Raw genomic sequence first — 23,805 nt, forward strand, 5'->3', positions numbered from 1 at the left:
ATTGACGCCATTCACAAAAATGACGAATTTAGACAGGGGGGCCCGTCGCGCTTACTATCGGCAACAGCCATTAATTGAGAGAGCACACCATGACGGTTGATTGGGTCTGCAAGCATCACGATGACTTAGGCAAGGAACAGCTGTACGCCATTCTGCGTCTGCGCAGCGAGGTCTTTGTCGTTGAACAGCAGTGCGTTTACCTGGACCTCGACGGGCAGGACCTTTCGGGCGATACCCACCACTTGATGGCCTGGAAAGATGACGAACTGGTGGCCTACCTGCGCCTGCTGGACCCGCAGACCCAGGACGATGATGTGGTGATCGGCCGCGTGATCGTCGCGCCAGTGGCACGCGGCACCGGGCTGGGCCATCAGATGATGGAAGAGGCCCTCAAGCGCATTGAAGATATCTGGCCTGAGACGCCGATCTTTCTGTCAGCCCAGGCGCACTTGCAGGGGTATTACGCGCGGTATGGGTTTGTGGTGGAGGGTGAGCAATATTTGGAAGATGATATTCCACATATTGGTATGCGGCGCGCTTGAGCCCCTTTTCGCGAGCAAGCCCGCTCCCGCATTTAACCGTGTACACCCTCTGAAACGCGGTCGAATGTGGGAGCGGGCTTGCTCGCGAAAGCGTCAGCCCAATCACCGCCACATTCAGGGATAACCCAACACCTGCTTGATCCCCGCCAGGTTCGCCTCGATCCACTTCCGATCAATCGCCCCCCAACTGCGAATCCGATAGTGCCCGGCATGGTTGCGCGCACCGTCTTCCTGCTCGAACTCGCACACGATATCCAGGTCGGCCAGCGCGGCAATCGTGTCCTGCGCCGTGCGCCGAGGCATGCCGGTGGCGTCGGTCAACGCCGGGACGCTGCTGGCTTGCCCGCTGTCGATCAGGTACGCCACATACAGGCGGCGGTAGAAACTGCTTTTGGTCTTGCTCACGTCCATGCTTGATCGCCTACTGAGGTTAGGGCTTGCCCTGCAAGTCGCGATACGTGAGGTACACCCGCAGGTCGAATTCCACCTGATGGTAGCCGGGCATCATGTATTCGCAGAGTTTGTAGAACGCCTTGTTGTGGTCCGATTCCTTGAAGTGCGCCAGTTCGTGCACCACGATCATGCGCAGAAACTCCGGCGCCGCCTCCTTGAACAGTGCGGCAATACGAATCTCTTTCTTGGATTTTAGGTTGCCACCCTGCACCCGTGAAATCGTGGTGTGCAGGCCCAACGCGCGGTGAGTCAGGTCCAGGCGGTTGTCGAACAGCACTTTGTCGATGGCCGGCGCGTTACGCAGGTGTTCCTGCTTCAAGGCCAGGGCGTAGCTGTACAACGCCTTGTCACTCTGCACCGCATGGCGTTCGGGGTAACGTTGTTCCAGATAGGCGCCCAACTGGTCCTTGGCGATCATCTGGCGCACTTGTTCCTGAAGAGCTGCGGGGTAGGCCTGGAGGTATTTCAGCGCGGTCATGAGTTCAGCAACAAGGTTCGAATGGCCGCCAGTGTAGCGAATTCAAAGCGGCCCAGGGTGGGACCAATCGGCCATTTCCTCAGGCCGCAGCGGCTGCGCCGCCCACGGCCCCTGGATAAATGAGCAACCATTGGCCTTGAGCCACTGCGACTGTTCGAGGGTATCCACGCCCTCGGCGATCACCAGCACATCAAAATGCCCGCACAGCTGGATGATGCTACGGGCCATGGCCGCGTCCCGCATCGAGCCCGGCAGGCGCGCCACCAGTTGTGGGTCCAGCTTGAGCGTGTCGAACTCCAGGTCACGCAGGTGGGCCAGGGAACACTGCCCCAAACCAAAGTCATCCAGCGCGATACGCACGCCGACCTGACGCAATAATTTGAACTGCTTGTTGGTTTCTTCAAGGTTACTCATCAGGCTGTCTTCACTGATTTCCACCTCCAACTGCCGCCCCTGCAACCCATGTCGGTCGAGTACCTGCTGCAGCTGGCTGGCCAGGTTGGGCATGTTGAACTGGCTGCTGCTCAAGCTCACGCTCAGCACCAGCTCTTCATGGAAACTCGCTTGCCAGGCTTGCCGTTGGGCGGCGACTTGCTGGTAGATCCAGGCGCTCAACTGGCTGATCAGCCGCGCCTCTTCCAACAGCGGCAAAAACAGGCCCGGCGGCACATCGCCGACACTCGGGTGCTGCCAGCGCAGCAGCGCCTCGACGCCGCGCAAACGCCCGTCCTCCAGCGACACCTGGGGCTGGTACACCAAGGTGAAGTCCTTGTTCTGAATCGCGGTTCGCACGCTGTCTTCAAGCATCAGGCGCGAGCGGGCGCGGCCGTTCATTTCCTGATCGTAATACCGATATTGCTGACGCCCCGCGCGCTTGGCTTCGTACATGGCGATGTCCGCCGCGCGCAGCAGGCCGTTCAAATCCGAGCCGCAGTCCGGGAAGGTCGCAATGCCGATACTGACACCGAGCATCACATCCAAACCGTCGACCTGCTGGCACACAGACACGCGCTCGATCAGTTTTTCCGAAATTTTCGCCGCCTGCTCCGGGAACTCCAGCTCTAACAATGCAGTGAATTCATCCCCGCCCATGCGCCCGAGAATGTCGTAGGAACGCAGACACGCCTGCATCTGCTCCGAGACCCAGCGCAGCACCCGATCCCCAGCATCGTGGCCCAACGAGTCGTTGACCCGCTTGAAACCGTCGAGGTCCAGGTAGAGCAACACCAGCGACAACTCGTTACGCTCGCTGCGCAGCAGCATGTTCTCCACCGCCTGGTGGAAGCCACGCCGGTTCAGCAGCCCGGTCAACGGGTCGGTCACCGCCTGGAACTCCAGTTGCTGATGCAGGTGGCGCACCTCGGACATGTCCAGCACCGTCACCACCATGGCCTTCTGCTCGGCGGGCAAGGGCGCGCAGGACAACGCCACCGGCACCTGCTGGCCGCGACCGGTGCGCAAAATGGCGTCGTGCTGGCGCCACGTCTCACCCTTGCGATACGCCTCGTACATCGGGAAGCCCAGCCAGGCGGGCACATGGGGCTTTTGCAAGAAACTCAGGAAGCTCTCGCCCTGCAACTCCGCCATCGTGGCGTTAAGCAGCCGCGAAACTGCCGGGTTGGCGTACTCAATCACACTGCCCTCGCCCACCACCAGGATGCCTTCGGCGGCGTTGTCCAGTACCGAGGCATTGAAGGCTCGCGCGGATTCCAGATCATGGCTCAAGCGCTGCAAGGCCCGGCGGTTACGCTGGTGCTCCAGCAGGGCTTGCACCTTGGGCTTGAGAATATGCGGGTCAAACGGTTTAAACAGGTAATCGATGGCGCCGCTGGCATAGCCTTCCAGCACCGCGGCGGGCGATTGGGCGTGGGCGGTCAGGAAGATAATCGGCGTCATGCGCGTACGTTGGCTGCCGCGCATCAGGCGGGCGACTTCGAAGCCGTCCATGCCGGGCATGCGCACATCCAGCAACACCAGGTCGATTTCGTGCGCCAGCAGCAGCTCCAAGGCTTCAAGCCCCGACGCCGCAGTCATCACGTGCCAATCTTCACGCTGCAAAAGCGCACGCATGCTGACGAGGTTCTCCGGGTAGTCATCGACCACCAAGAGTACCGAACTGCCATCGCCTGGGTGTGGAGCGCAATCCATGCTACGTCTCTTCCTTGAGGGGCTGCACCGGTCACTTCTGATATAAAAACCGGACAAACAATGAGGCCTCACTCTAGCCCCGGTTCCAAAAAAGCAGAAGTGACGTGGGTGCCATCATTGCGCCAAAGCCCTGGAAGCCGACTAACGGTCAAGCCCTACAGGCCACGGTTCATGGGAAACATGGCTTTTTGGCACTCCTCTGACGCCAATAAATTGCCAGTAATCGTTTAACAACCGGACGATCACCGCCTATAAAGAACCTGCAAGGCCCTCGGGCCAAAGCCTTCACCCTCTGTAAAAGGCCAACACCATGATCGACCTTTCCACCTGGAACCTGAGCATTCCGGTCGGCTCGCCGCCCGCGACCATCGACACGCCGAAACTGCTTAGCGGCTTCAAGGACCAATATTTCCAGGCCGAAGGCAGCAACGTGAAATTCTGGACACCGGTGACCGGTACCCGCACCGAAAACGCCGTTTACCCGCGCAGCGAACTGCGCGAAACCTACGCCGACGGGCGTTTGCGTAACTGGACCTACCCCGACGCCGACAACTTCCTGCGCGCAACCCTGGCCGTCAATCAGGTGCCCTCTTCCGGCAAAGTCGTGATCGGCCAGATCCACGCCTATGACAGCCAAAAACCGCTGATCAAACTGGAATACCAATTCAAGGAAAAAACCCAGACCGGCAACATCGTCGCCAAAGTGCGCATGCGCCCGGATGAAGACGAAGGCCGCGTGGTTATCGTGGCCTCCAATGTGCCGCTGGAGAAGAGCTTTACCTATGTGATCAACCTCAATAAGGCCGGCTTGCTGAGTGTGGAGGCCGCTGACGGGCAGTGGAATGAACGCATCGGTGCCGCGTGGGGCGCCAAACCGTTGTATTTCAAGGCGGGGGCGTATGTGCAAGACAACAGTGGGGACAATAAAGAAGGCGCGCGGGTGACATTTGCGAAGTTGGATATTGATCACGAGTAAGCCAGGCTTCAATCGACATAAGCCTCAACCTTTGAACCCAATGATCATTGCATAGCCGACCGACGGTGGGGGCGGGCTTTCATCGCCCCCATAGGGGTTCGCATTACGTAAGCAGCCAAGTTCCGACAGGTCGATGTATCTCTACGTAATGGTTTGTTAGCCTGAACGTTATCATTACGGCGCTACCAACGTTATCTGTTTAGGCTGGAAAATATAGACCGTATTGGCGGCGTTTGATGTGAATGAAGCGTTGATTTCAATTAGGCCCGGCCCGAGCACTTGCATAGCGGGCATACCCACCAATGCACGCAGTGACCGGCCCACACTGCCCGACAAAAAGGTGTATGAATAATTAAAAACCGCCGAAGGACTACCCGTTGTTAAATTTTGAATATCAATGTCCCATTTATCGCCAGGCTGTGGCGTAACGGGCAATGCAGTGGCGGGTACCGCCAGACCAAAGCCGCCCAAATATTGAAATCGAGCATATGGCTTATTATATTTGGCGTAGGCAACGTTTGCTGGATTAACTGGATCAAAGCCCAGCTCATCTTCAAGCCTGTCCGTAAAAAAGTCCGAATAATATCCGTCAAGCGCTACTGAAAGTACGCGATATCTGGGCGGCATCCTGCACCTCACCTTGCGACCATGCTTAAACCCGGGTGGGTTATACGATGATCGTAGAGACCCGGCACTGAAAAACAACTGCCAAGTTTGACAGTTGATAAAACCAAATAATAAGCGCATGGCAGCCAGGTTTTTAGTGACCTACCCTCCTCTTAAAGGAAGCCCTACCAACGCCTGTCAGTGACAGAAAGTTATTCAATGCATATCAACATGAAGCCCATCGATGAATCACCGGTAGGGTTATTATCGCCCACCTTGAGGGTCAAGACATTCACGTAGTTGATCGCGGGCACACTGCCCAACTTCGCATGACCATAGAAAACATGCTCAGTGGTACTGACATCGGTTACCGAGACCGAACAGAAGCGTGGTGGCTGTTTAAAGACGCCGGGCACGAAGCGGACTTTGTACTCCGAAAAGTAATCAGGCTGCGCAGTCAACTTTACCTCTTTCAGCCACTGGGGAGATTGCGCAGTGACCTGGCCTTTATCATCAATAGAGGCGGTAAATATCCGACTTTCCGCGTATGCAAAAGACCCTGCAGCTGCCAACGCCAGAATAACGCCAGCGGCTTTAATAAAACCCATCATCAACGCTCCATCATTGAACTTCACCAAGGCTTCACCTTAAATGATCCAAGGCCGATAAAAGCGCACTTTCAATGACCTACCAATAAAACAGAAAGGCTGTAGCGCCGCCGGAACATCAACTTATTAGTATTCAGGACAGTTCCGACTGCAAACAACTCAGGAGCGTTTCGATTCGTAGGTAATGTCCGGCAAACCCAAGGACAATTCATGGGGTAATCCAACCTCTTAAACGCACCGCCAGTCCCTGTGGGAGCCCGGCTTGCCCGCGATGGCGGTGGATCAGCCAGTCTTTGCGGCGGCTGACACACCGCCATCGCGGGCAAGCCCGGCTCCCACAGTTGCCCTGCGTCGGTTGAGGGTTAAGTGCTCGTCCTACACGACCGTTGCGGCAAGCTAGATCGGCGCTTATAGTTCCCCCCGTCGCTGGCATTGAACAGCGATAGGGTTTCGCAGCCCTACAGAGTTAATTCCGCACCCGTCAAAACAGCCCTGGCGTTCCTGCCAATGGCCGTCTTGTTATGGCGGCTGTGCGTGGGAGACCTTCGGGTCTGCCGGGTCTTAACTCCTCGGTCTGCGAACCCGCGTACAGCTGCCACCCAATTTGTTTCGCAGCAAACGGTGGTCATTCTTCTCCCGAGTTAAGGATTCACCATGACCCAACAACTGCCACCCCGCCGCTTCACCCCATGCACCGAAACCGCAACCGATTACCCCGTACTGTTAATCGACAGCGACGCCCCACTGCTTGAACTCCACGCCTGCCTGCGCGAACGCCTCAACGCCGCCCTCGAACACCTCAACCTGATCGCCTGCTCCAGCCTGCCGGACTTCGCCGAGCGCGACCTGAACAACGTGGCCAACACCGCGCGCATTCTGGTGCAGGACGTGAGTGATGTGTTCCGGGTGATTGAGCGCCGCGGCTTCGATACACCTGACGCGGCCTGATCAAATCCCAGCCACAAAAAAGCCCGCATCGCTGCGGGCTTCTTTTCAAACGCCTTAGGCTCAGTTCACCTTAGCGTTCAACTCACCTTTGAGGTAACGCTGGTACATCGCTTCCAAGGAGATCGGCTTGATCTTCGAAGCATTACCGGCCGTACCAAACGCTTCATAACGCGCGATACATACATCACGCATCGCGGTCACGGTGGCGCCGAAGAATTTACGTGGGTCAAATTCGCTCGGGTTGGTAGCCATCAGGCGACGCATCGCACCGGTGGACGCCAGGCGCAGGTCGGTGTCGATGTTGACCTTGCGCACGCCGTACTTGATGCCTTCGACAATTTCTTCAACCGGTACGCCGTAGGTTTCTTTGATGTCGCCGCCGTACTGGTTGATGATCGCCAGCCACTCTTGCGGTACCGAGGAAGAACCGTGCATCACCAAGTGTGTGTTCGGGATGCGTTTGTGGATTTCCTTGATACGGTCGATAGCCAGCACGTCGCCGGTAGGCGGCTTGGTGAACTTGTAGGCGCCGTGGCTGGTGCCGATGGCGATGGCCAGGGCGTCCACCTGGGTCTTCTTGACGAAGTCAGCGGCTTCTTCCGGGTCGGTCAGCATCTGGCTGTGATCCAGCACGCCTTCGGCGCCGATACCGTCTTCTTCGCCGGCCATACCGGTTTCCAACGAACCCAGGCAGCCCAGTTCGCCTTCAACCGAAACGCCGCAGGCGTGAGCCATGGCCACGGTTTGTTGGGTAACGCGTACGTTGTACTCGTAGTCGGTTGGGGTCTTGCCGTCTTCGCCGAGGGAGCCGTCCATCATCACAGAGCTGAAGCCCAGTTGGATGGAGCGCTGGCACACGTCAGGGCTGGTGCCGTGGTCCTGGTGCATGCACACCGGGATGTGCGGGAATTCTTCGATCGCGGCGAGGATCAGGTGACGCAGGAAAGGCGCGCCAGCGTATTTGCGGGCACCGGCCGAAGCCTGGACGATCACTGGGGAGTCGGTCTTGTCAGCGGCTTCCATGATGGCGCGCATCTGCTCAAGGTTGTTGACGTTAAAAGCTGGGACGCCGTAGCCGAACTCGGCTGCGTGGTCCAGCATTTGACGCATGCTGATAAGTGCCATTGTGTTGTCTCTCCCGATCGAGGGTCGTTAATCGTGCAAGCCTGCCGTAGCGGCGGCTGCTATTCAAGTTATTGCAGATCAAGGGGTTAAGGCTTGGCCTGCTGAATCGTTATTGCTGGCATGGCCGTGTGCTAACGCCACTGAAAAAGCCGATCAATGTGGGAGCTGGCTTGCCTGCGATAGGGGCAGATCAGACAACATTTGTTTTGCTGACCCACCGCAATCGCAGGCAAGCCAGCTCCCACATTTAGATCTCATTTATCTTGAGATAGTGTTCTCACTGAGCTTTGCAGCCTCGCCCGATCAAATCATCGGTGGCGACCCAGTAAATCAGGCCTTCTTCACCTTTTGTGTGAAACGCCAACTGGTCGTTGCTGTACAGCACGCCCGAGGCGGCAACGTCTTCTTTAAGACGGTAAACCTGGTCCGAACCGCCGAGGCGTACATCCACTTCGGAACGAGCCTGGTTGGCAAAGCGCCAGTTGACCTCGGCCTTGCTGTCGCAGGTCCAAGTGGTCCACTTGTCGGCAGGCTCTGCCTTGTTGAACATGTTCATGTTGCTGCAACCGGCCAATAAAGCCAGGGCTGCCAGGGCGAAAACGCCTTTCATTGCCAATCCTCGAACGACGGCCCAAGGGCCGCCACTGCTGTCGGTTAGTTGATCAGACCCGTCAGGGGCAACCCTGTTCCTGACCGTTGGGCGCGGCGCCGTATTGCTCCAGCCGTTCGTTGCCGATGCGCTTGTTGATCACCGGCATGGTTTCGGCTTGCCAGTCAGCCTGGTAGCAGCTCTTTTTCTGCCCCGGCGCAGACTCTGCGCCCGCAGGCTTAGCGCTTGGCGTGCTGCCGCAGCCGGCCAACAGGCCCGCTGCGATCACCAGTGCCAACGACTTGATCATGGGAATGCTCCTTTTCCGGATCACGAGCCTTAGCCTTTGGCTCGGGTTTCCAGCACTTCAACGGCTGGCAGAACTTTGCCTTCGACGAATTCGAGGAACGCGCCGCCACCGGTAGAAATGTAGGAGATTTGGTCAGCAACGCCATATTTATCGATGGCCGCCAGGGTGTCGCCACCACCGGCGATGGAGAAGGCCGAGCTTTCAGCAATGGCGTGCGCCAGTACTTTGGTGCCGTTGCCGAACTGATCGAACTCGAACACGCCAACCGGGCCGTTCCACAAAATGGTCTTGGAGGACTTCAGCAACTCAGCGAAATTGGCTGCGGTTTGCGGGCCGATGTCCAGGATCATGTCGTCGGCCGCCACGTCAGCGATGAGCTTGACGGTGGCTGCGGCGCTTTCAGCAAATTCCTTGGCAACCACCACGTCCACCGGCAGCGGTACGCTGACTTTGGCAGCGATGGCGCGGGCGGTGTCGAGCAGGTCCGGTTCGTACAGTGACTTGCCCACCGGGTGGCCGGCAGCCGCCAGGAAGGTGTTGGCAATGCCGCCGCCGACGATCAGCTGGTTGCAGATCTGGCTCAGGCTGTTGAGCACGTCCAGCTTGGTGGAGACTTTGGAACCGGCAACGATGGCGGCCATTGGCTGGGCCGGAGCGCCCAGGGCTTTGCCCAGTGCATCCAGTTCAGCAGCCAGCAGTGGGCCAGCAGCGGCGACTTTGGCGAACTTGGCCACGCCGTGGGTCGAGCCTTCAGCGCGGTGCGCGGTGCCGAAGGCGTCCATCACGAACACGTCGCACAGGGCCGCATATTGCTGGGCCAGTTCGTCGCTGTTCTTTTTCTCGCCCTTGTTGAAGCGCACGTTTTCGAACAACACGATGTCGCCAGGCTTAACGTCGACGCCACCCAGGTAGTCAACCACCAGCGGCACATCGCGGCCCAAGGCCTTGCTCAGGTAGTCAGCGACCGGCTTGAGGCTGTTTTCGGCGGAAAACTCACCTTCGGTCGGGCGACCCAGGTGGGAGCAGACCATCACGGCCGCGCCTTTTTCCAGGGCCAGCTTGATGGTCGGCAGCGAGGCCAGGATTCGCGCATCGCTGGTGACAACACCGTCCTTGACTGGGACGTTGAGGTCTTCGCGAATCAGTACGCGCTTACCTTGCAGATCGAGGTCGGTCATCTTCAACACGGTCATGGGTCGCAGTTCCTGAATTGGCTGATTTAAAGGGCTGATTTAGCAGAGGCGATGTGCAGATAATGTTCGGCAACATCCAGCATTCGGTTGGCAAACCCCCATTCGTTGTCGAACCAAGCCAGGATGTTCACCAGCCGTGGGCCGGAAACGCGGGTCTGGCTGGCATCGACAATGGCCGAATGCGGGTCATGGTTGAAATCACAACTGGCGTGCGGCAACTCGGTGTAGGCCAAAAGCCCCTTGAGCGGGCCGCTGGTGGCGGCGTCGCGCAGTATCCGGTTGACCTCAGTGGCATCGGTGTCACTGACAGTTTGCATGGTGATATCCAGGCACGACACGTTCACTGTCGGCACGCGTACGGCTTTGGCCTGAATTCGCCCGGCAAGTTCCGGTAACAATCTTTCGATGCCGCGAGCCAGGCCGGTAGACACCGGAATCACCGACTGGAACGCCGAGCGTGTGCGGCGCAGGTCTTCGTGGTGATAGGCGTCGATGACCGGCTGGTCGTTCATCGCCGAGTGAATCGTGGTGATCGACACGTAATCCAGGCCGATCGCCTGATCCAGCAGGCGCAACAGCGGCACGCTGCAATTGGTGGTGCAGGAGGCGTTGGACACCAGCAGCTCGGCGCCGGTCAGGCAATCCTGGTTGATGCCGTAGACGATGGTGGCGTCGACATCCGCCTCGCTGGCCATCGGCTGGGAAAACAACACACGCGGTGCGCCGGCGTCGAGAAAACGCTGGCCATCGGCACGGGTGTGGTAAGCACCGGAGCATTCCAACACCAGGTCGACGCCCAGCGCCGCCCAGTCGATGCCCTCGGGGGTGGCACTGCGCAAGACTTTCACGCAGTCGCCATTGATATGCAGACAATCGCCTTCAACCCGCACTTCGCCGGGGAACCGGCCATGGGTGGAGTCAAAGCGTGTCAGGTATTCGATGCTGGCCATGTCGGCCAAATCGTTGATCGCCACAATTTCAAACCCGGCCGCCGCCCCTCGCTCGAACAGAGCACGCAAGACGCAACGACCAATGCGGCCGTAGCCGTTGAGTGCAACTTTGTAGGGACGCGGTTGGGGCATGGGGTTCTCGATCAATGTTAGTTCGGAGTTGAATGTTCTGACGCCATCGCGGGCAAGCCCGCTCCCACCTTAGACCGAGATCAAATGTGGGAGCGGGCTTGCCCGCGATAGCGCCAGTGCAAACAACGCAGACTGACTTAGTCTTCCAGCAGCTCTTCAGCCTGACCCAGGATGTTTTCCAGGGTGAAGCCGAACTCTTCGAACAACGCTGGCGCCGGCGCCGACTCACCGTAGGTGGTCATGCCGATCACGCGGCCTTCCAGGCCCACGTACTTGTACCAGTAGTCGGCGTGAGCCGCTTCGATGGCGATACGCGCACTGACCTGCAACGGCAGAACCGATTGCTTGTAGTCAGCATCCTGGGCTTCGAACAGGCTGGTGCACGGCATGGACACAACGCGCACGTTACGGCCCTGGGCAGTCAGCTTGTCGTACGCCTGAACGGTCAGGCCCACTTCGGAACCGGTGGAGATCAGGATCAGCTCCGGCTCGCCAACGCAGTCCTTGAGCACGTAGCCACCACGGCTGATCGCAGCGATCTGCGCGTCGGTACGCACTTGGTGCTGCAGGTTCTGGCGCGAGAAGATCAGCGCCGAAGGGCCGTCCTTACGCTCGATGGCGTGCTTCCAGGCCACGGCGGATTCGACCGCGTCGGCTGGGCGCCAGCAATCCAGGTTCGGCGTGGTGCGCAGGCTGGTCAGTTGCTCGACCGGCTGGTGCGTCGGGCCGTCTTCGCCCAGGCCGATGGAGTCGTGGGTGTACACATGGATAACACGCTTCTTCATCAGCGCGGCCATACGTACGGCGTTACGTGCGTATTCCATGAACATCAGGAAGGTTGCGCCGTAAGGCACCAGGCCGCCGTGCAGGGACACGCCGTTCATGATGGCGCTCATGCCGAACTCGCGCACGCCGTAGTACATGTAGTTGCCGCTGGCGTCTTCAGCCGAGACACCTTTGCAACCTTTCCACAGGGTCAGGTTGGAACCGGCCAGGTCAGCCGAACCGCCAAGAATTTCCGGCAGCAATGGGCCAAAGGCGTTCAGGGTGTTCTGGCTGGCTTTACGGCTGGCGATGGTCTCGCCCTTGGCCGCGACTTCGGCGATGTAGGCCGATGCTTTTTCCGAGAAGTCGGCAGGCAGGTCACCGGCCAGGCGGCGCACCAGTTCGTTGGCCAGTTCCGGGAATTCGGCGGAGTAGGCTGCAAAACGCTGGTCCCACTCGGCTTCGGTCGCCAGGCCTTTTTCCTTGGCGCTCCACTCGGCGTAGATGTCAGCCGGGATTTCGAACGGGCCGTGGTTCCACTTCAGTGCTTCGCGGGTCAGGGCGATTTCCGCGTCACCCAGTGGGGCGCCGTGGCAGTCTTCTTTACCTTGCTTGTTCGGCGAGCCGAAGCCGATGGTGGTCTTGCAGCAGATCAGGGTCGGCTGCTCGCTTTTGCGCGCGGTGTCGATGGCGGTCTTGATCTCTTCCGGATCGTGGCCGTCGACGTTGCGGATCACCTGCCAGTTGTAGGCTTCGAAACGCTTCGGGGTGTCGTCGGTGAACCAGCCTTCGACTTCGCCGTCGATGGAGATGCCGTTGTCATCGTAGAAAGCGATCAGCTTGCCCAGGCCAAGGGTGCCGGCCAGGGAAGCGACTTCGTGGGAAATGCCTTCCATCATGCAGCCATCACCCAGGAACACGTAGGTGTGGTGGTCGACGATGTTGTGGCCAGGGCGGTTGAACTGCGCGCCCAATACTTTTTCAGCCAGGGCGAAGCCCACGGCGTTGGCCAGGCCTTGGCCCAGGGGACCGGTCGTGGTCTCGACGCCTGGGGTGTAGCCGAATTCCGGGTGGCCCGGGGTGCGGCTGTGCAGCTGGCGGAAGCTCTTGAGGTCATCAATGGTGACGTCGTAGCCGGTCAGGTGCAGCAGCGAATAGATCAGCATCGAGCCATGGCCGTTGGACAGCACGAAGCGGTCACGGTCGGCGAACGACGGGTTGCTCGGGTTGTGTTTCAGGTAGTCACGCCAAAGTACCTCGGCGATATCCGCCATGCCCATCGGGGCACCGGGATGGCCGCTGTTGGCTTTTTGCACGGCATCCATGCTGAGGGCACGAATGGCGTTGGCACGCTCACGACGGCTGGGCATCGCTGATCTCCTAGGGGGTTGAATAAAAGAAACGGAAAAAAGGACCGGCATTTTCCCTCAGCCACCGCCTGCGGGCAATGATAGATAGTCACTTGTAGGTGTTTTTCCTGCGGTTTGCCCGGCATTCCCTTGCAGAAAAGCGCCCCGGCTTCGTCTAAAGGTTATAGCGGCTGCTCATAACTACCGATTATCGACCAATATCAAAACTTTTTGATATTGGTCTTGCGGGGAGTTCCACCCGTCACTAGACTGCTGGCCTTATGAACCTACCCGTGCCCTCCCTACGTTCCGACGACGGCGATGAGCTGGCTGCCTTGTGCAAGGCCGCTGGTGATCCGTTGCGCCTGAACGTATTGCGCGCACTGGCCAACGACTCTTTCGGTGTATTGGAACTGGCGCAGATCTTCGCCATCGGCCAGTCCGGCATGAGCCACCACCTCAAGGTCTTGGCCCAGGCCGATCTGGTGGCTACTCGCCGTGAAGGCAATGCGATTTTTTACCGCCGCGCCCTGCCCCACACTGAACTGCTCGGCGGCAAGCTGCACACCGCCCTGCTCGAAGAAGTGGACAACTTGAGCCTGCCGACTGAAGTGCAGTCGCGCATCAGCCAAGTCCACGGGCAACGCGCCGCTGCCAGCCAGGACTTTTTCTCACGGGTCGCCGAGAAGTTTCGCGCCCAGCAGGACTTGATCGCAGGGTTGCCGCAGTACCGCGAAAGCGTACTGGCACTGCTGGACAAGCTAGGCTTCAGTGATGAGGCCACGGCGCTGGAAGTCGGCCCTGGTGATGGCGGTTTCCTGCCAGAACTGGCACGCCGCTTTGCGCACGTCACCGCGCTGGATAACAGCCCGGCGATGCTCGAACTGGCGCGCCAGCTCTGTGAGCGCGAAGCACTGGGCAACGTCAGCCTGCAACTGGCGGACGCGTTGAATGACACCAGCCTGCGGGCCGATTGCGTGGTGCTGAACATGGTCTTGCACCATTTCGCCGCCCCTGCCGACGCCCTCAAGCAGATGGCAAATTTGCTGCAACCCGGCGGTAGCCTGCTGGTCACAGATTTATGCAGCCACAACCAGAGTTGGGCCAAGGAGGCCTGCGGTGATCTCTGGTTGGGTTTTGAACAGGACGATCTGGCCCGTTGGGCCACCGCTGCGGGACTCGTTCCCGGGGAAAGCCTCTATGTAGGTTTACGTAATGGTTTCCAGATTCAGGTCCGCCATTTTCAGCGGCCGGCTGGCGACACTCACCATCGGTAAATATCAGGAAAACATCGAGATGAGCGAATACTCCCTTTTCACCTCCGAGTCCGTGTCTGAAGGGCATCCGGACAAAATCGCCGACCAGATTTCTGACGCGGTGCTGGACGCCATCATTGCTGAAGACAAGTTCGCCCGTGTGGCGTGCGAGACTCTGGTGAAAACGGGCGTGGCGATCATCGCCGGCGAAGTCACCACCACCGCCTGGGTCGACCTGGAACAGATCGTCCGTGACGTGATCACTGACATTGGCTACAACAGCTCCGACGTCGGCTTCGACGGCGCGACCTGCGGCGTGATGAACATCATCGGCAAGCAGTCGCCCGACATCAACCAAGGTGTGGACCGTGCCAAGCCTGAAGATCAGGGTGCCGGCGACCAGGGCCTGATGTTCGGCTACGCCAGCAACGAAACTGATGTACTGATGCCGGCGCCGATCACCTTCTCGCACCAGTTGGTGCAGCGCCAAGCCGAAGCGCGTAAATCCGGCCTGCTGCCATGGCTGCGCCCGGACGCCAAGTCCCAAGTAACCTGCCGTTACGAAGGCGGCAAAGTCGTGGGTATCGACGCGGTTGTGCTGTCGACCCAGCACAACCCGGATGTTTCCTACGCCGACCTGCGCGAAGGCGTCATGGAGCTGATCGTCAAGCACGTACTGCCTGCCGAACTGCTGAGCAAAGACACCCAGTTCCACATCAACCCGACCGGCCAGTTCATCATCGGCGGCCCAGTGGGCGACTGCGGTTTGACCGGCCGCAAGATCATCGTCGACAGCTACGGCGGCATGGCCCGTCACGGCGGTGGCGCGTTCTCGGGTAAAGACCCGTCCAAGGTTGACCGCTCGGCGGCGTACGCCGGTCGTTACGTGGCCAAGAACATCGTCGCGGCCGGCCTGGCCGAGCGTTGCGAAATCCAGGTTTCCTACGCTATCGGCGTGGCCCAGCCTACGTCGATCTCGCTGAATACCTTCGGCACCGGCAAGATCAGCGATGACAAGATCGTCAAGCTGGTGCGTGAGATCTTCGACCTGCGTCCTTACGCGATCACCACCATGCTCGACCTGCTGCACCCGATGTACCAGGAAACTGCAGCCTACGGCCACTTCGGTCGCACGCCTGCACAGAAGACTGTCGGCGACGACACCTTCACCACGTTTACCTGGGAAAAAACCGACCGCGCCAACGACCTGCGCACGGCTGCCGGTCTGTAATCGCTCGCGGTACACAAAGCCCTGTCGGTTTACCGGCGGGGCTTTTTTATTGCCGGATGATTAACCAGCGATGCTCATGTTTTTGGATCCAATGCTTGCAGGCCAAATAATGGCCCTCTAGAATCCGCGCCCTCTCGGGCCCTTCACCTTACTTGGATATTGCCCTGCGCCAGCCCGGGACAGATAAACGCGCAGGCAATCGAACATTGAGGTTTTCATGCGCATTTCCACGCTCGCCCCTGCCGCCCTTCTGCTCAGCCTGTTCACCCTGCCGGCGCATGCCGCCGACCTGAGCGCATTGAGTGGCGCCCTGAGCTCCCAATTGGGCGGCAACTCCGGCAACTGCCAGCAGCAAGCCAAAGACCTGCAAACCAAGATCGATGCCGCCGAAGCCGCGAACGACACCCTGAAAGTGAAGGCGTTTAAAGCAGCGCAGGACCAGGTCAACAAAGGTTGCAACAAACTTGCTGAAACCCAAGCCAAAGTCGACGCCAAGCAGCAAACACAGGAAGCTAAGGCCGATAAGAACGACACCGTGAAAGCACTGGGCGGTCTGTTCAAGTAATCTGAAACACCCGGTAAAAAGCCCCGCACTGGCGGGGCTTTTTTATGGCGGTGTGGATCACTTAGGCTGGGCACCCTTCTCGAGCAAGGATGCTCATCGTGCGTTTACTGATTACGCTTTTACTCAGCGCCCTACCTTTTTTGGCGTGGGCCGAAGAATGCCCCGAAGAAGCCCGCTCACAGGTCGACACTCTGGCTGAACAGATCAAGCTGTGGGATGACAGCTATCACCGACTTGGCCAATCCCCGGTCAGCGACGAGCTCTACGATCAGGCCCGCCTGCGCCTGGCTCACTGGCGCCAATGTTTCACCCAAACGCCAAAGGCGGCTGACAACCCTCTGGCGAGTTCACGGGGTACGCAACCGCACCCAGTCGCTCATACCGGTCTGGAAAAGCTGTTGAATGAGCAGGCAGTCGATGACTGGCTCAGGACACGCCGAGACGTGTGGGTTCAACCCAAGGTCGACGGCGTTGCAGTGACATTGGTCTATCGCCAGGGCCGGTTGAGCCGACTTATCAGCCGAGGTAATGGCCTGCTCGGCCAGGACTGGTCAACTGCCGCACGGCAGATTCCCGGCATCCTCCAGCAACTGCCTGAGCCCATCAACCTGGTGCTGCAAGGCGAACTCTACTGGCGCCTCGACGATCATGTGCAGTCAACCGATGGCGGGCTGAATGCACGCAGCAAAGTGGCCGGTTTGATGAACCGCCGGCAGCTGAGCGATACCGAGGCCGCGAGGATCGGCTTATTCGTCTGGGCCTGGCCTGACGGCCCAACCGACTTCACCGAGCGCCTGGACACCTTGGCGCGCTGGGGCTTTACCGACAGCCGTCGCTACAGCCAGCCTATCGAAAACATCACCGATGCCGCGCACTGGCGCACGTACTGGTACAACCACCCACTGCCTTTCGCCAGCGATGGCGTGGTGTTGCACCAAGCGTTGCGCGCACCCGCCAAACGCTGGCAAGCCAGCACGCCTTACTGGGCGGTCGCCTGGAAGTACCCGGCCGCCAAGGCGCTGGCGCTGGTGCGCAAGGTACAGTTCAAGATCGGCCGCACCGGGCGCATTACACCTATCCTGGAACTGGAGCCGGTGCAACTGGACGATCGGCAAATCAGCCGCGTCAGCGTCGGCTCGCTGAAACGCTGGCAAACGCTGGATATCCGGCCCGGCGATCAGGTGTCCATCAGCCTTGCCGGCCAAGTGATCCCACAGTTGGAGCAGGTGATCCTGCGCAATGAAACCAGGGTGCAGGTGCAAGCGCCCGATGCACGGGACTTTCACGCGTTGAGCTGCTGGCAACTGGACCCCGGCTGTGAGGAACAATTGCTGGCGCGCCTGGCCTGGTTAAGCGGCAGCCAGGGCTTGTCCTTGCCGCATATCGGCCGCGAGACCTGGAACGCCTTGATCCAGGCGGGTCTAATCGTAGGCATTCTCGATTGGTTGACCCTGGATGCGGCAGAGCTTGCTAACATTGAGGGCTTCGGTGATCGCAGCCGTGCGCGATTGCTCAACAGCCTTCAAAGCGCGCGGCAACGGCCCTTTGCACAATGGCTCAAAGCCCTGGGCGTACCGCCTTCGGCACGTAACGACCTGGCTGGCGGCTGGCAGACCCTGGCCGCCAAAGACACCCAGGCCTGGCTGGCTACCGACGGCATCGGCCCGGGCCGCGCAGCGCAACTGAGCGCTTTTTTTCGCGACCCGCAGGTACAGGCTTTGGCTGAAACATTACGCGTGGCGGGGGTTGAAGGGTTTTAAACCCGGCCTTGCCACCTCTAACCCTCGGCAGAATTCACCCTGCCATTTAATTGCGTTTCTGGAGCCTCACATGAAATTCCTTGCCCCGCTTGCCTTGCTCACCGTCGCAAGCTTCATGACTACGCCACTGCTGGCCGCTGAAGATGCACAACCCCTGGCCGGCTGCGCCGCCAAGCGCCAAGCCATCAGCACCCAGATCGAGCAAGCCAAGGCCCATGGCAACAGCGAACAACAGGCAGGCCTGGAAAAAGCCCTGAGTGAAGTCACCGCCCATTGCACCGACGCGTCCTTGCGTAAAGAGCGTGAAAACAAAGTGCTCGACGCCAAGCACGAAGTCAGCCGCCGTCAGGCCGACCTCGACAAAGCCATGAAAAAGGGCGATGCGGACAAGATCAACAAGCGCAAAGACAAGCTCGCCCAGTCGCGCAAAGAACTGCAGGACGCCGTCGAAGAACTCGACCAGTAAGCCCGGTCAGTGGTCCCGAAACTGTTTATGGCAAGCCGTGCAGGCATCTTCGACTTTCTGCACCGCAGGCCCCAGATTGCTGTCCTTGTAAGGCTGCACCTGGCTTGCGATCACCAATTCACCGGTGGCCGCTTCAAGGTTTCGGGCCAGTTCCTGGAAACGTGCCTGTTGCTGCCACACGTTGTCCTTGGCGCTGGTGTGATCTTCTTCGCGCACGCTCGGGAAATGTTTCCACGGTTCGTGGGACAACGCATCGAGCTTGACCGCGCCTTCGGCGAACTTCGCGCCGTCGAACGGCAGACGCCCACGCAACATGCCGCCCAGGTCTTCGCCGGTCTTGAGCATCTGTTTGAAAATCGCCTTGCGCTGACCCAAGGGCGAGTTCGGATCAACACCGCCACAGGCGGACAAGGTCAGGCAGGCCAGCAATACCAGGGTCAGTTTTTTAAAGGTCATCATGGCTTCAAGGTCACGGAAAACGGCGGCCAGTATCCTCGCCCCGCCCGTAAAGGCCAATAGCCCTATTATTAATAAGGGTTGCCCAAAAGCGCTACGGCGCGGGCAATCGCTTCAGGAATTGCGTGTATGAATGTCACCTTGAAACCTTGGAGCCGCCGCCTGGCCTGGGCTCTGCCGATGATTGCACTGCTGGCCGGTTGCGATGGCGGCAAAGACGCCGGCAAAGATGAAACCGTTAAACCTCATGCCGTCGCCACCTATGTAAATGCACCGTGGGACGCGCTGCCGGCTGTTTCCGACAGCGACCTGTTGGCCGGGTTTGAATCCTGGCGCAGCGCTTGCCAACGCCTCAAGGCTGATCCGACCTGGGGCGCGACATGTGCGGCGGCGGCGACCGTGCCGGGTAATGCCCCGGCGGTGCGCAGCTTCCTCAAAGAGCGCCTGGATGTGTTCGGCCTGCGTTCGGCCGATAACACGCCCAACGGCTTGATCACCGGCTACTACGAACCGGTGTACCCCGGCAGCCTGACCGAAACCGCCACTGCCCATGTGCCGGTGTATGGCGTGCCGGATGACTTGATCATCGTCAACTTGGAAAGCATCTACCCGGAACTCAAGGGCAAGCGCCTGCGCGGTCGCCTCGAAGGCCGTGTGCTCAAACCTTATGACGACGCCAACACCATCAACGGCCAAGGCTCCAGCGCCAAGCCGATTGCCTGGCTGACCAACCCGATGGACCTGCAATTCCTGCAGATCCAAGGCTCGGGCCGCATTCAACTGGCGAGCGGGCGCCAACTGCGCGTGGGTTATGGCGACCAGAACGGCCACCCTTACCGCCCGATCGGCCGCTGGCTGGTGGAGCAAGGCGAACTGAAGAAAGAAGACGTGACCATGGGTGCGATCAGTGCGTGGGCCAAGGCACATCCGCAGCGCATCCCCGAACTGCTGGCGAGCAACCCCAGCTACGTATTCTTCAGTGCCCGCCCGGACAGCAATGAAGGCCCACGCGGCTCGCTGAATGTGCCGTTGACGGCCGGCTACAGCGTGGCGGTGGACCGCAAAGTGATCCCGCTCGGCAGCCTGCTATGGTTGTCGACCACCAAACCTGACGGCTCGCCGATTGCCCGACCTGTGGCCGCCCAAGACACCGGCGGGGCAATCATCGGCGAAGTGCGCGCGGACTTGTTCTGGGGCACCGGCGATGCGGCGGGGGAATTGGCCGGGAATATGAAGCAGCAGGGGCAGATCTGGATGTTGTGGCCGAAGGGCGCGGCGTTGCCGCAGGTGCCGGATGCGCCTGCCGGAACCTGAAGATCAAGTGTGGGAGCGGGCTTGCTGTGGCGAGCCCGCTCGCCACAAACAAGCCCGCTCGCTGCGTTAAGCCTTAGATCGAGACAAAAAAGAAACTCGCAATCAACGCCATGCCCACCGCCCACACCAGCGAGCGCAGCATCGCCCAGTCCGCCAGGTAGCAAATGACGTACAGCAAGCGGCTGGTGATAAACAACACCGCCAGCACATTGATGGTCACCAGCGAGGCCGTGCCGGCCAGGTGCGCAATGATCACCGCCGCCGAAAACGCAGGTGTCACTTCAAAGCTGTTGAGTTGCGCATTGTGGGCGCGTTTGGCGAACCCCTCGAGCGTGGCCAGGAAGCCGCGGGGGTCGTGGTTCTGGCGTGGGCCGAACTTGCCGCCGCTGAACTTGGCCACACCCGTGCACAGGTAAGGCAGGAAAATTGCGATCAACACACACCAGAAAGCCACCGTCATTACTGATTCCTTTTGTAGTTTTAGCCAGCGGTTAGAGTTTTAGCACTAAAAATGCCACGCCGCACTTAACCGCTATGAACCACGCCACCGCAAAAGGTTCTACCGGCCTTCTGCCCCATGGCTTGCAACCTCCCGCCACTGCTGCGGTCCATCCACCCATTAACTAACGCTCACTCCACCTTCCAAGGACCCCGGATGCTTGAACTTGTCGCCGCCTTCATTTGCCTCACCACCCTGCTCACGTATGTGAACTTCCGTTTTATCGGCCTGCCGCCCACCATCGGTGTGATGGTCACGGCCCTGCTGTTCTCGCTGCTCCTGCAAGGCCTGAGTTTTATCGGCTACCCAGGCCTGGAAGAACGTATCCAGCAGTTAATCGGCCAGATCGACTTCGGCGACCTGCTGATGAATTGGATGCTGTCGTTCCTGCTGTTCGCCGGCGCCTTGCACGTCAACTTGAACGACCTGCGCAGTTACCGCTGGCCCATCGGCCTGCTGGCGACCTTCGGCGTGTTGATTGCCACCGTGGTAATCGGCAGCTTGGCGTACTACATCTTTGCCCTGTTTGGCTGGCACGTGAGCTTCCTCTACTGCCTGCTGTTCGGCGCGCTGATTTCGCCCACCGACCCGATTGCGGTGTTGGGTGTGCTGCGAACCGCCAACGCGTCGAAACCGCTGAAAACCACCATTGTCGGCGAGTCACTGTTCAACGACGGTACGGCCGTGGTGGTGTTTACCGTGCTGCTGGGCATCGCGCAGTTAGGCGAAACACCGACCGTGGGCGCCACCGCCATGCTGTTCGCCCATGAGGCGATTGGCGGTGTGGTGTTCGGCGGGCTGATCGGCTACTTGGTGTACTTGATGATCAAGAGCATCGAGCAACACCAGATCGAAGTCATGCTGACCCTGGCGCTGGTGATCGGCGGCTCGGCAATGGCCACCGAACTGCACGTCTCGGCGCCGATTGCGATGGTGGTCGCTGGGCTGATCATCGGCAACCTGGGCCGCACGCTGGCGATGAACGACATGACCCGACGCTATCTGGACGGCTTCTGGGAATTGCTTGATGACATGCTCAACGCCCTGCTGTTCGCGCTGATCGGCATGGAGCTGTTGCTGTTGCCGTTCAACTGGCTGCACGTCTTGGCCGCCAGTTTGCTGGCCGTGGCGATTTTGCTCTCACGCCTACTGACCGTGGCCCCGGCGATCCTGCTGCTGCGCCGCTGGCGCACAGTGCCGCGCGGCACCATCCGCATCCTCACCTGGGGCGGCTTGCGCGGCGGGGTTTCGGTGGCACTGGCGCTGGCCTTGCCACTGGGCCCGGAGCGCGACCTGTTGCTGAGCATCACCTACATCGTGGTGCTGTCGTCGATCCTGTTGCAGGGGTTGAGCATCGGCAAGCTGGTCAAGCGCGTGACCCGGGACGAGCCCCAGGCCACGCCTGAGCCTCACTGACCCTTGTTGATCTGCTGCGGATGCCTCGGGTCCGCAGCCGCTTTGCCCGGCAAGCTGCTTTCGCTGCGAATCTGCGCATGGCTGATCAGGGCAAAGATAAAACTGCCGCCGATGATATTGCCCGCCAGGGTCGGCCCGGCAAATATCAGCCAGAAGTCCTTCCACGGTAGTTCGCCGGCAAATACCAGGTACGAGACTTCCGCCGAACCCACCACGATATGGGTGAAATCCCCAAGCGCCATCAGGTAGGTGATCAGGACGATGATGAACATCTTCGCGCTTTCCATGGACGGGATCATCCACACCATGGTGGCGATCATCCAGCCGGAAATTATGCCCTTGGCGAACATCTGGCCGGGGTCGTTTTCCATGACCTTACGGCCGATTTCGAGGAAGGCCATGTCGGTCTTGGTGTCGAAGATCGGCAAGTGCAGCATCACGTAGGCCACCAGCAAGGTGCCGCACAGGTTGCCGACTAGCACCACCGTCCACAACCGCAGCAATCGCCCGGCATTGCTCAGGGTGGGCTTGCTCATTACCGGCAGCACGGCCGTCAGGGTGTTTTCGGTAAACAACTGCTGACGGGCGAGGATCACCGCCAGAAAACCTGCGCAGTAACCGAAGCTGGCAATCACCTTGAACCCTTCACCGTCCGGCAGCCGTGAATTTAGCAGGCCCATCCCCATCAACGACAAGCCCATGGTCAGGCCGGCGGCCAACGCCGACCACCATAAAGCGGCGACGCTGCGCTCCAGTTCCTGATCGCCCTGAGTACGGATGATTTCGTGCAGCACTGCCGCGCGAGGCGGCTGGTTCTTGTCGACGTCGTGTTGCTCTTCCTGCGACAAGTTGGGGGTCTTGCCGTCTTCTTGCGTGGCCATGGGTCGTACCTGAACGGGGGTGTTGTTCAGGTACGACCTGTCGCCCATCAAGAGCGTTCACTGGTCAGCCACACGATTAGTCTTTGATGCCGTCTTCTTGAAACTGGTCTTTCACGTACTTGATCTCGGTACGGCCGTGGGGCGCCGGCAAGCCGTCTTCACCCAGGTTGACGAAGACCATTTTTTCCACGGTCAAAATGCTCTTGCGGGTGATCTTGTTGCGCACTTCGCAGGTCAGGGTGATCGAGGTGCGGCCGAACTCGGTGGCGGTGATGCCCAGCTCGATGATATCGCCCTGGCGCGAGGCGCTGACGAAGTTGATTTCGGAGATGTACTTGGTCACCACCCGCTGGTTGCCCAATTGGACAATCGCATAAATGGCCGCTTCTTCATCGATCCAGCGCAGCAAGCTGCCGCCGAACAGGGTGCCGTTGGGGTTGAGGTCTTCAGGTTTTACCCATTTGCGGGTGTGGAAGTTCATGGGGGCTCCGGGGTTGAGGTGCTTGGGAGATAGAGTAATGGCCCCAGCTTCAAGTTTTAAGCGACAAGCTGCAAGCTGCAAGCTGCAAGTAAAAGCCGAATCGTTTTAACTTGCCGCTTGTAGCTTGTCGCTTGCCACTAGCCGGACAAAGAAAGCTATAATCGTCTCCGATTTCGAACGGCTATTCCGTTCTCCCGCCACCTGTCCGAGGGGCGCTGCAGCAGGTTCAACCTGTCAGGCTCGGATGGGGCGTTGTCCAGCCTGGTTACTGGCTGGATACTAAACGCACAACGGCGCCCATTCGCACA

At 59.5% G+C, this 23,805-nt stretch carries 25 protein-coding genes and 1 riboswitch; of the genes, 10 read left to right on the forward strand and 15 right to left on the reverse strand.

What is annotated here, in order from left to right; genetic code table 11:
- Positions 1 to 89 precede the first annotated feature (89 nt).
- Positions 90 to 542: a GNAT family N-acetyltransferase gene (locus K0P33_RS29925; RefSeq protein ID WP_094949101.1), complete on the forward strand. Its 453-nt coding sequence runs from the start codon at positions 90 to 92 to the stop codon at positions 540 to 542.
- A 114-nt stretch (positions 543 to 656) separates the two neighbouring features.
- On the opposite strand, the gene K0P33_RS29930 is transcribed toward K0P33_RS29925, so the two are convergent.
- The 3 genes from K0P33_RS29930 to K0P33_RS29940 are packed head-to-tail and all read right to left on the reverse strand — an operon-like array spanning position 657 to position 3,621.
- Positions 657 to 953, reverse strand: coding sequence for a winged helix-turn-helix domain-containing protein (locus K0P33_RS29930; RefSeq protein ID WP_094949102.1), 297 nt, complete (start codon positions 951 to 953; stop codon positions 657 to 659).
- A gap of 19 nt (positions 954 to 972) precedes the next feature.
- Positions 973 to 1,473: a M48 family metallopeptidase gene (locus K0P33_RS29935; RefSeq protein WP_094949103.1), complete on the reverse strand. Its 501-nt coding sequence runs from the start codon at positions 1,471 to 1,473 to the stop codon at positions 973 to 975.
- Between the two features lie 42 nt (positions 1,474 to 1,515).
- Positions 1,516 to 3,621, reverse strand: a complete 2,106-nt coding sequence (locus K0P33_RS29940) for an EAL domain-containing protein (protein ID WP_242153174.1) — start codon at positions 3,619 to 3,621, stop codon at positions 1,516 to 1,518.
- A gap of 310 nt (positions 3,622 to 3,931) precedes the next feature.
- Here K0P33_RS29940 and K0P33_RS29945 point away from each other — a divergent pair, with 310 nt between their 5' ends.
- On the forward strand, positions 3,932 to 4,597 hold the full coding sequence (locus K0P33_RS29945) for a polysaccharide lyase family 7 protein (protein ID WP_242153177.1): 666 nt from the start codon (positions 3,932 to 3,934) through the stop codon (positions 4,595 to 4,597).
- 174 nt (positions 4,598 to 4,771) lie between these two features.
- Here K0P33_RS29945 and K0P33_RS29950 read toward each other — a convergent pair whose 3' ends face one another.
- Both K0P33_RS29950 and K0P33_RS29955 read right to left on the reverse strand, forming a co-directional pair.
- Positions 4,772 to 5,224, reverse strand: coding sequence for a hypothetical protein (locus K0P33_RS29950; protein ID WP_242153180.1), 453 nt, complete (start codon positions 5,222 to 5,224; stop codon positions 4,772 to 4,774).
- Between the two features lie 191 nt (positions 5,225 to 5,415).
- Complete coding sequence (locus tag K0P33_RS29955; RefSeq protein ID WP_242156141.1) at positions 5,416 to 5,811, reverse strand: hypothetical protein; 396 nt, start codon at positions 5,809 to 5,811, stop codon at positions 5,416 to 5,418.
- Between the two features lie 654 nt (positions 5,812 to 6,465).
- Between K0P33_RS29955 and K0P33_RS29960 the strand changes: the two genes are divergently transcribed.
- Positions 6,466 to 6,759: a fructose-bisphosphate aldolase gene (locus K0P33_RS29960; protein WP_242153183.1), complete on the forward strand. Its 294-nt coding sequence runs from the start codon at positions 6,466 to 6,468 to the stop codon at positions 6,757 to 6,759.
- Positions 6,760 to 6,819: 60 nt separating this feature from the next.
- Here the strand turns inward: K0P33_RS29960 and fba are convergent, their stop codons facing one another.
- From fba to tkt, 6 genes are all read right to left on the reverse strand, one after another.
- Positions 6,820 to 7,884 (reverse strand): class II fructose-bisphosphate aldolase, encoded by a 1,065-nt coding sequence (fba, locus tag K0P33_RS29965; RefSeq protein WP_003177554.1) that lies wholly within the window; start codon positions 7,882 to 7,884, stop codon positions 6,820 to 6,822.
- Positions 7,885 to 8,161: 277 nt separating this feature from the next.
- Positions 8,162 to 8,494: an MliC family protein gene (locus K0P33_RS29970; protein ID WP_094949108.1), complete on the reverse strand. Its 333-nt coding sequence runs from the start codon at positions 8,492 to 8,494 to the stop codon at positions 8,162 to 8,164.
- A 61-nt stretch (positions 8,495 to 8,555) separates the two neighbouring features.
- Positions 8,556 to 8,783 (reverse strand): hypothetical protein, encoded by a 228-nt coding sequence (locus tag K0P33_RS29975; protein WP_094949109.1) that lies wholly within the window; start codon positions 8,781 to 8,783, stop codon positions 8,556 to 8,558.
- Positions 8,784 to 8,812: 29 nt separating this feature from the next.
- Positions 8,813 to 9,976 carry a phosphoglycerate kinase gene (locus K0P33_RS29980; protein WP_242153186.1) on the reverse strand — a complete coding sequence of 388 codons (1,164 nt, stop codon included), beginning with the start codon at positions 9,974 to 9,976 and terminating at the stop codon, positions 8,813 to 8,815.
- A 26-nt stretch (positions 9,977 to 10,002) separates the two neighbouring features.
- Positions 10,003 to 11,058 carry an erythrose-4-phosphate dehydrogenase gene (gene epd / locus K0P33_RS29985; protein ID WP_242153189.1) on the reverse strand — a complete coding sequence of 352 codons (1,056 nt, stop codon included), beginning with the start codon at positions 11,056 to 11,058 and terminating at the stop codon, positions 10,003 to 10,005.
- 137 nt (positions 11,059 to 11,195) lie between these two features.
- Positions 11,196 to 13,193 (reverse strand): transketolase, encoded by a 1,998-nt coding sequence (gene tkt / locus K0P33_RS29990; RefSeq protein WP_094949112.1) that lies wholly within the window; start codon positions 13,191 to 13,193, stop codon positions 11,196 to 11,198.
- Positions 13,194 to 13,453: 260 nt separating this feature from the next.
- Between tkt and K0P33_RS29995 the strand changes: the two genes are divergently transcribed.
- The 5 genes from K0P33_RS29995 to K0P33_RS30015 all read left to right on the forward strand — a co-directional run bounded on the left by K0P33_RS29995 (position 13,454) and on the right by K0P33_RS30015 (position 18,450).
- Positions 13,454 to 14,449 carry a metalloregulator ArsR/SmtB family transcription factor gene (locus K0P33_RS29995; RefSeq protein WP_242153192.1) on the forward strand — a complete coding sequence of 332 codons (996 nt, stop codon included), beginning with the start codon at positions 13,454 to 13,456 and terminating at the stop codon, positions 14,447 to 14,449.
- 19 nt (positions 14,450 to 14,468) lie between these two features.
- Positions 14,469 to 15,659: a methionine adenosyltransferase gene (metK, locus tag K0P33_RS30000; protein ID WP_083356355.1), complete on the forward strand. Its 1,191-nt coding sequence runs from the start codon at positions 14,469 to 14,471 to the stop codon at positions 15,657 to 15,659.
- Positions 15,660 to 15,876: 217 nt separating this feature from the next.
- Complete coding sequence (locus tag K0P33_RS30005; protein ID WP_094949114.1) at positions 15,877 to 16,224, forward strand: DUF1090 family protein; 348 nt, start codon at positions 15,877 to 15,879, stop codon at positions 16,222 to 16,224.
- A gap of 89 nt (positions 16,225 to 16,313) precedes the next feature.
- Positions 16,314 to 17,984 (forward strand): NAD-dependent DNA ligase LigB, encoded by a 1,671-nt coding sequence (gene ligB, locus K0P33_RS30010; protein WP_242153196.1) that lies wholly within the window; start codon positions 16,314 to 16,316, stop codon positions 17,982 to 17,984.
- Positions 17,985 to 18,054: 70 nt separating this feature from the next.
- A complete protein-coding gene (locus K0P33_RS30015) occupies positions 18,055 to 18,450 on the forward strand; it encodes a DUF1090 domain-containing protein (protein ID WP_094949115.1) in 396 nt (131 codons plus the stop codon).
- A 6-nt stretch (positions 18,451 to 18,456) separates the two neighbouring features.
- Here the strand turns inward: K0P33_RS30015 and K0P33_RS30020 are convergent, their stop codons facing one another.
- Complete coding sequence (locus tag K0P33_RS30020) at positions 18,457 to 18,906, reverse strand: cytochrome c (protein WP_242153199.1); 450 nt, start codon at positions 18,904 to 18,906, stop codon at positions 18,457 to 18,459.
- A gap of 129 nt (positions 18,907 to 19,035) precedes the next feature.
- Between K0P33_RS30020 and K0P33_RS30025 the strand changes: the two genes are divergently transcribed.
- Positions 19,036 to 20,220 (forward strand): murein transglycosylase A, encoded by a 1,185-nt coding sequence (locus K0P33_RS30025; protein WP_242153203.1) that lies wholly within the window; start codon positions 19,036 to 19,038, stop codon positions 20,218 to 20,220.
- A gap of 73 nt (positions 20,221 to 20,293) precedes the next feature.
- Here the strand turns inward: K0P33_RS30025 and K0P33_RS30030 are convergent, their stop codons facing one another.
- Positions 20,294 to 20,680 carry an MAPEG family protein gene (locus K0P33_RS30030; protein WP_094949118.1) on the reverse strand — a complete coding sequence of 129 codons (387 nt, stop codon included), beginning with the start codon at positions 20,678 to 20,680 and terminating at the stop codon, positions 20,294 to 20,296.
- Between the two features lie 195 nt (positions 20,681 to 20,875).
- Between K0P33_RS30030 and K0P33_RS30035 the strand changes: the two genes are divergently transcribed.
- Complete coding sequence (locus tag K0P33_RS30035; protein ID WP_094949119.1) at positions 20,876 to 22,135, forward strand: sodium:proton antiporter; 1,260 nt, start codon at positions 20,876 to 20,878, stop codon at positions 22,133 to 22,135.
- On the opposite strand, the gene K0P33_RS30040 is transcribed toward K0P33_RS30035, so the two are convergent.
- Both K0P33_RS30040 and K0P33_RS30045 read right to left on the reverse strand, forming a co-directional pair.
- On the reverse strand, positions 22,129 to 23,016 hold the full coding sequence (locus tag K0P33_RS30040; protein ID WP_094949120.1) for a formate/nitrite transporter family protein: 888 nt from the start codon (positions 23,014 to 23,016) through the stop codon (positions 22,129 to 22,131). The two genes, K0P33_RS30035 and K0P33_RS30040, sit on opposite strands and share 7 nt — an antisense overlap.
- 76 nt (positions 23,017 to 23,092) lie before the next feature.
- Complete coding sequence (locus K0P33_RS30045; protein ID WP_064454506.1) at positions 23,093 to 23,497, reverse strand: hotdog domain-containing protein; 405 nt, start codon at positions 23,495 to 23,497, stop codon at positions 23,093 to 23,095.
- Positions 23,498 to 23,698: 201 nt separating this feature from the next.
- Positions 23,699 to 23,803: riboswitch (S-adenosyl-L-homocysteine riboswitch) on the forward strand.
- Positions 23,804 to 23,805: the final 2 nt, after the last annotated feature.

Source organism: Pseudomonas sp. ArH3a (assembly GCF_022648765.1).
GTDB lineage: Bacteria > Pseudomonadota > Gammaproteobacteria > Pseudomonadales > Pseudomonadaceae > Aquipseudomonas.

Bases quoted from the DNA above. Each gene is read 5' to 3' on its own strand.
- K0P33_RS29995 (WP_242153192.1), top strand. From the start codon at position 13,454: ATGAACCTACCCGTGCCCTCCCTACGTTCCGACGACGGCGATGAGCTG.
- K0P33_RS29955 (WP_242156141.1), bottom strand. From the start codon at position 5,811: ATGGGTTTTATTAAAGCCGCTGGCGTTATTCTGGCGTTGGCAGCTGCA.
- K0P33_RS29980 (WP_242153186.1), bottom strand. From the start codon at position 9,976: ATGACCGTGTTGAAGATGACCGACCTCGATCTGCAAGGTAAGCGCGTA.
- K0P33_RS29975 (WP_094949109.1), bottom strand. From the start codon at position 8,783: ATGATCAAGTCGTTGGCACTGGTGATCGCAGCGGGCCTGTTGGCCGGC.
- K0P33_RS30015 (WP_094949115.1), top strand. From the start codon at position 18,055: ATGAAATTCCTTGCCCCGCTTGCCTTGCTCACCGTCGCAAGCTTCATG.
- K0P33_RS30005 (WP_094949114.1), top strand. From the start codon at position 15,877: ATGCGCATTTCCACGCTCGCCCCTGCCGCCCTTCTGCTCAGCCTGTTC.
- K0P33_RS30040 (WP_094949120.1), bottom strand. From the start codon at position 23,016: ATGGCCACGCAAGAAGACGGCAAGACCCCCAACTTGTCGCAGGAAGAG.
- K0P33_RS29940 (WP_242153174.1), bottom strand. From the start codon at position 3,621: ATGGATTGCGCTCCACACCCAGGCGATGGCAGTTCGGTACTCTTGGTG.
- K0P33_RS29935 (WP_094949103.1), bottom strand. From the start codon at position 1,473: ATGACCGCGCTGAAATACCTCCAGGCCTACCCCGCAGCTCTTCAGGAA.
- K0P33_RS30020 (WP_242153199.1), bottom strand. From the start codon at position 18,906: ATGACCTTTAAAAAACTGACCCTGGTATTGCTGGCCTGCCTGACCTTG.
- ligB (WP_242153196.1), top strand. From the start codon at position 16,314: ATGCTCATCGTGCGTTTACTGATTACGCTTTTACTCAGCGCCCTACCT.
- epd (WP_242153189.1), bottom strand. From the start codon at position 11,058: ATGCCCCAACCGCGTCCCTACAAAGTTGCACTCAACGGCTACGGCCGC.
- K0P33_RS30025 (WP_242153203.1), top strand. From the start codon at position 19,036: ATGAATGTCACCTTGAAACCTTGGAGCCGCCGCCTGGCCTGGGCTCTG.
- K0P33_RS29945 (WP_242153177.1), top strand. From the start codon at position 3,932: ATGATCGACCTTTCCACCTGGAACCTGAGCATTCCGGTCGGCTCGCCG.
- K0P33_RS29970 (WP_094949108.1), bottom strand. From the start codon at position 8,494: ATGAAAGGCGTTTTCGCCCTGGCAGCCCTGGCTTTATTGGCCGGTTGC.
- tkt (WP_094949112.1), bottom strand. From the start codon at position 13,193: ATGCCCAGCCGTCGTGAGCGTGCCAACGCCATTCGTGCCCTCAGCATG.
- K0P33_RS29925 (WP_094949101.1), top strand. From the start codon at position 90: ATGACGGTTGATTGGGTCTGCAAGCATCACGATGACTTAGGCAAGGAA.
- K0P33_RS30045 (WP_064454506.1), bottom strand. From the start codon at position 23,497: ATGAACTTCCACACCCGCAAATGGGTAAAACCTGAAGACCTCAACCCC.
- K0P33_RS30030 (WP_094949118.1), bottom strand. From the start codon at position 20,680: ATGACGGTGGCTTTCTGGTGTGTGTTGATCGCAATTTTCCTGCCTTAC.
- K0P33_RS30035 (WP_094949119.1), top strand. From the start codon at position 20,876: ATGCTTGAACTTGTCGCCGCCTTCATTTGCCTCACCACCCTGCTCACG.
- K0P33_RS29930 (WP_094949102.1), bottom strand. From the start codon at position 953: ATGGACGTGAGCAAGACCAAAAGCAGTTTCTACCGCCGCCTGTATGTG.
- K0P33_RS29960 (WP_242153183.1), top strand. From the start codon at position 6,466: ATGACCCAACAACTGCCACCCCGCCGCTTCACCCCATGCACCGAAACC.
- fba (WP_003177554.1), bottom strand. From the start codon at position 7,884: ATGGCACTTATCAGCATGCGTCAAATGCTGGACCACGCAGCCGAGTTC.
- K0P33_RS29950 (WP_242153180.1), bottom strand. From the start codon at position 5,224: ATGCCGCCCAGATATCGCGTACTTTCAGTAGCGCTTGACGGATATTAT.
- metK (WP_083356355.1), top strand. From the start codon at position 14,469: ATGAGCGAATACTCCCTTTTCACCTCCGAGTCCGTGTCTGAAGGGCAT.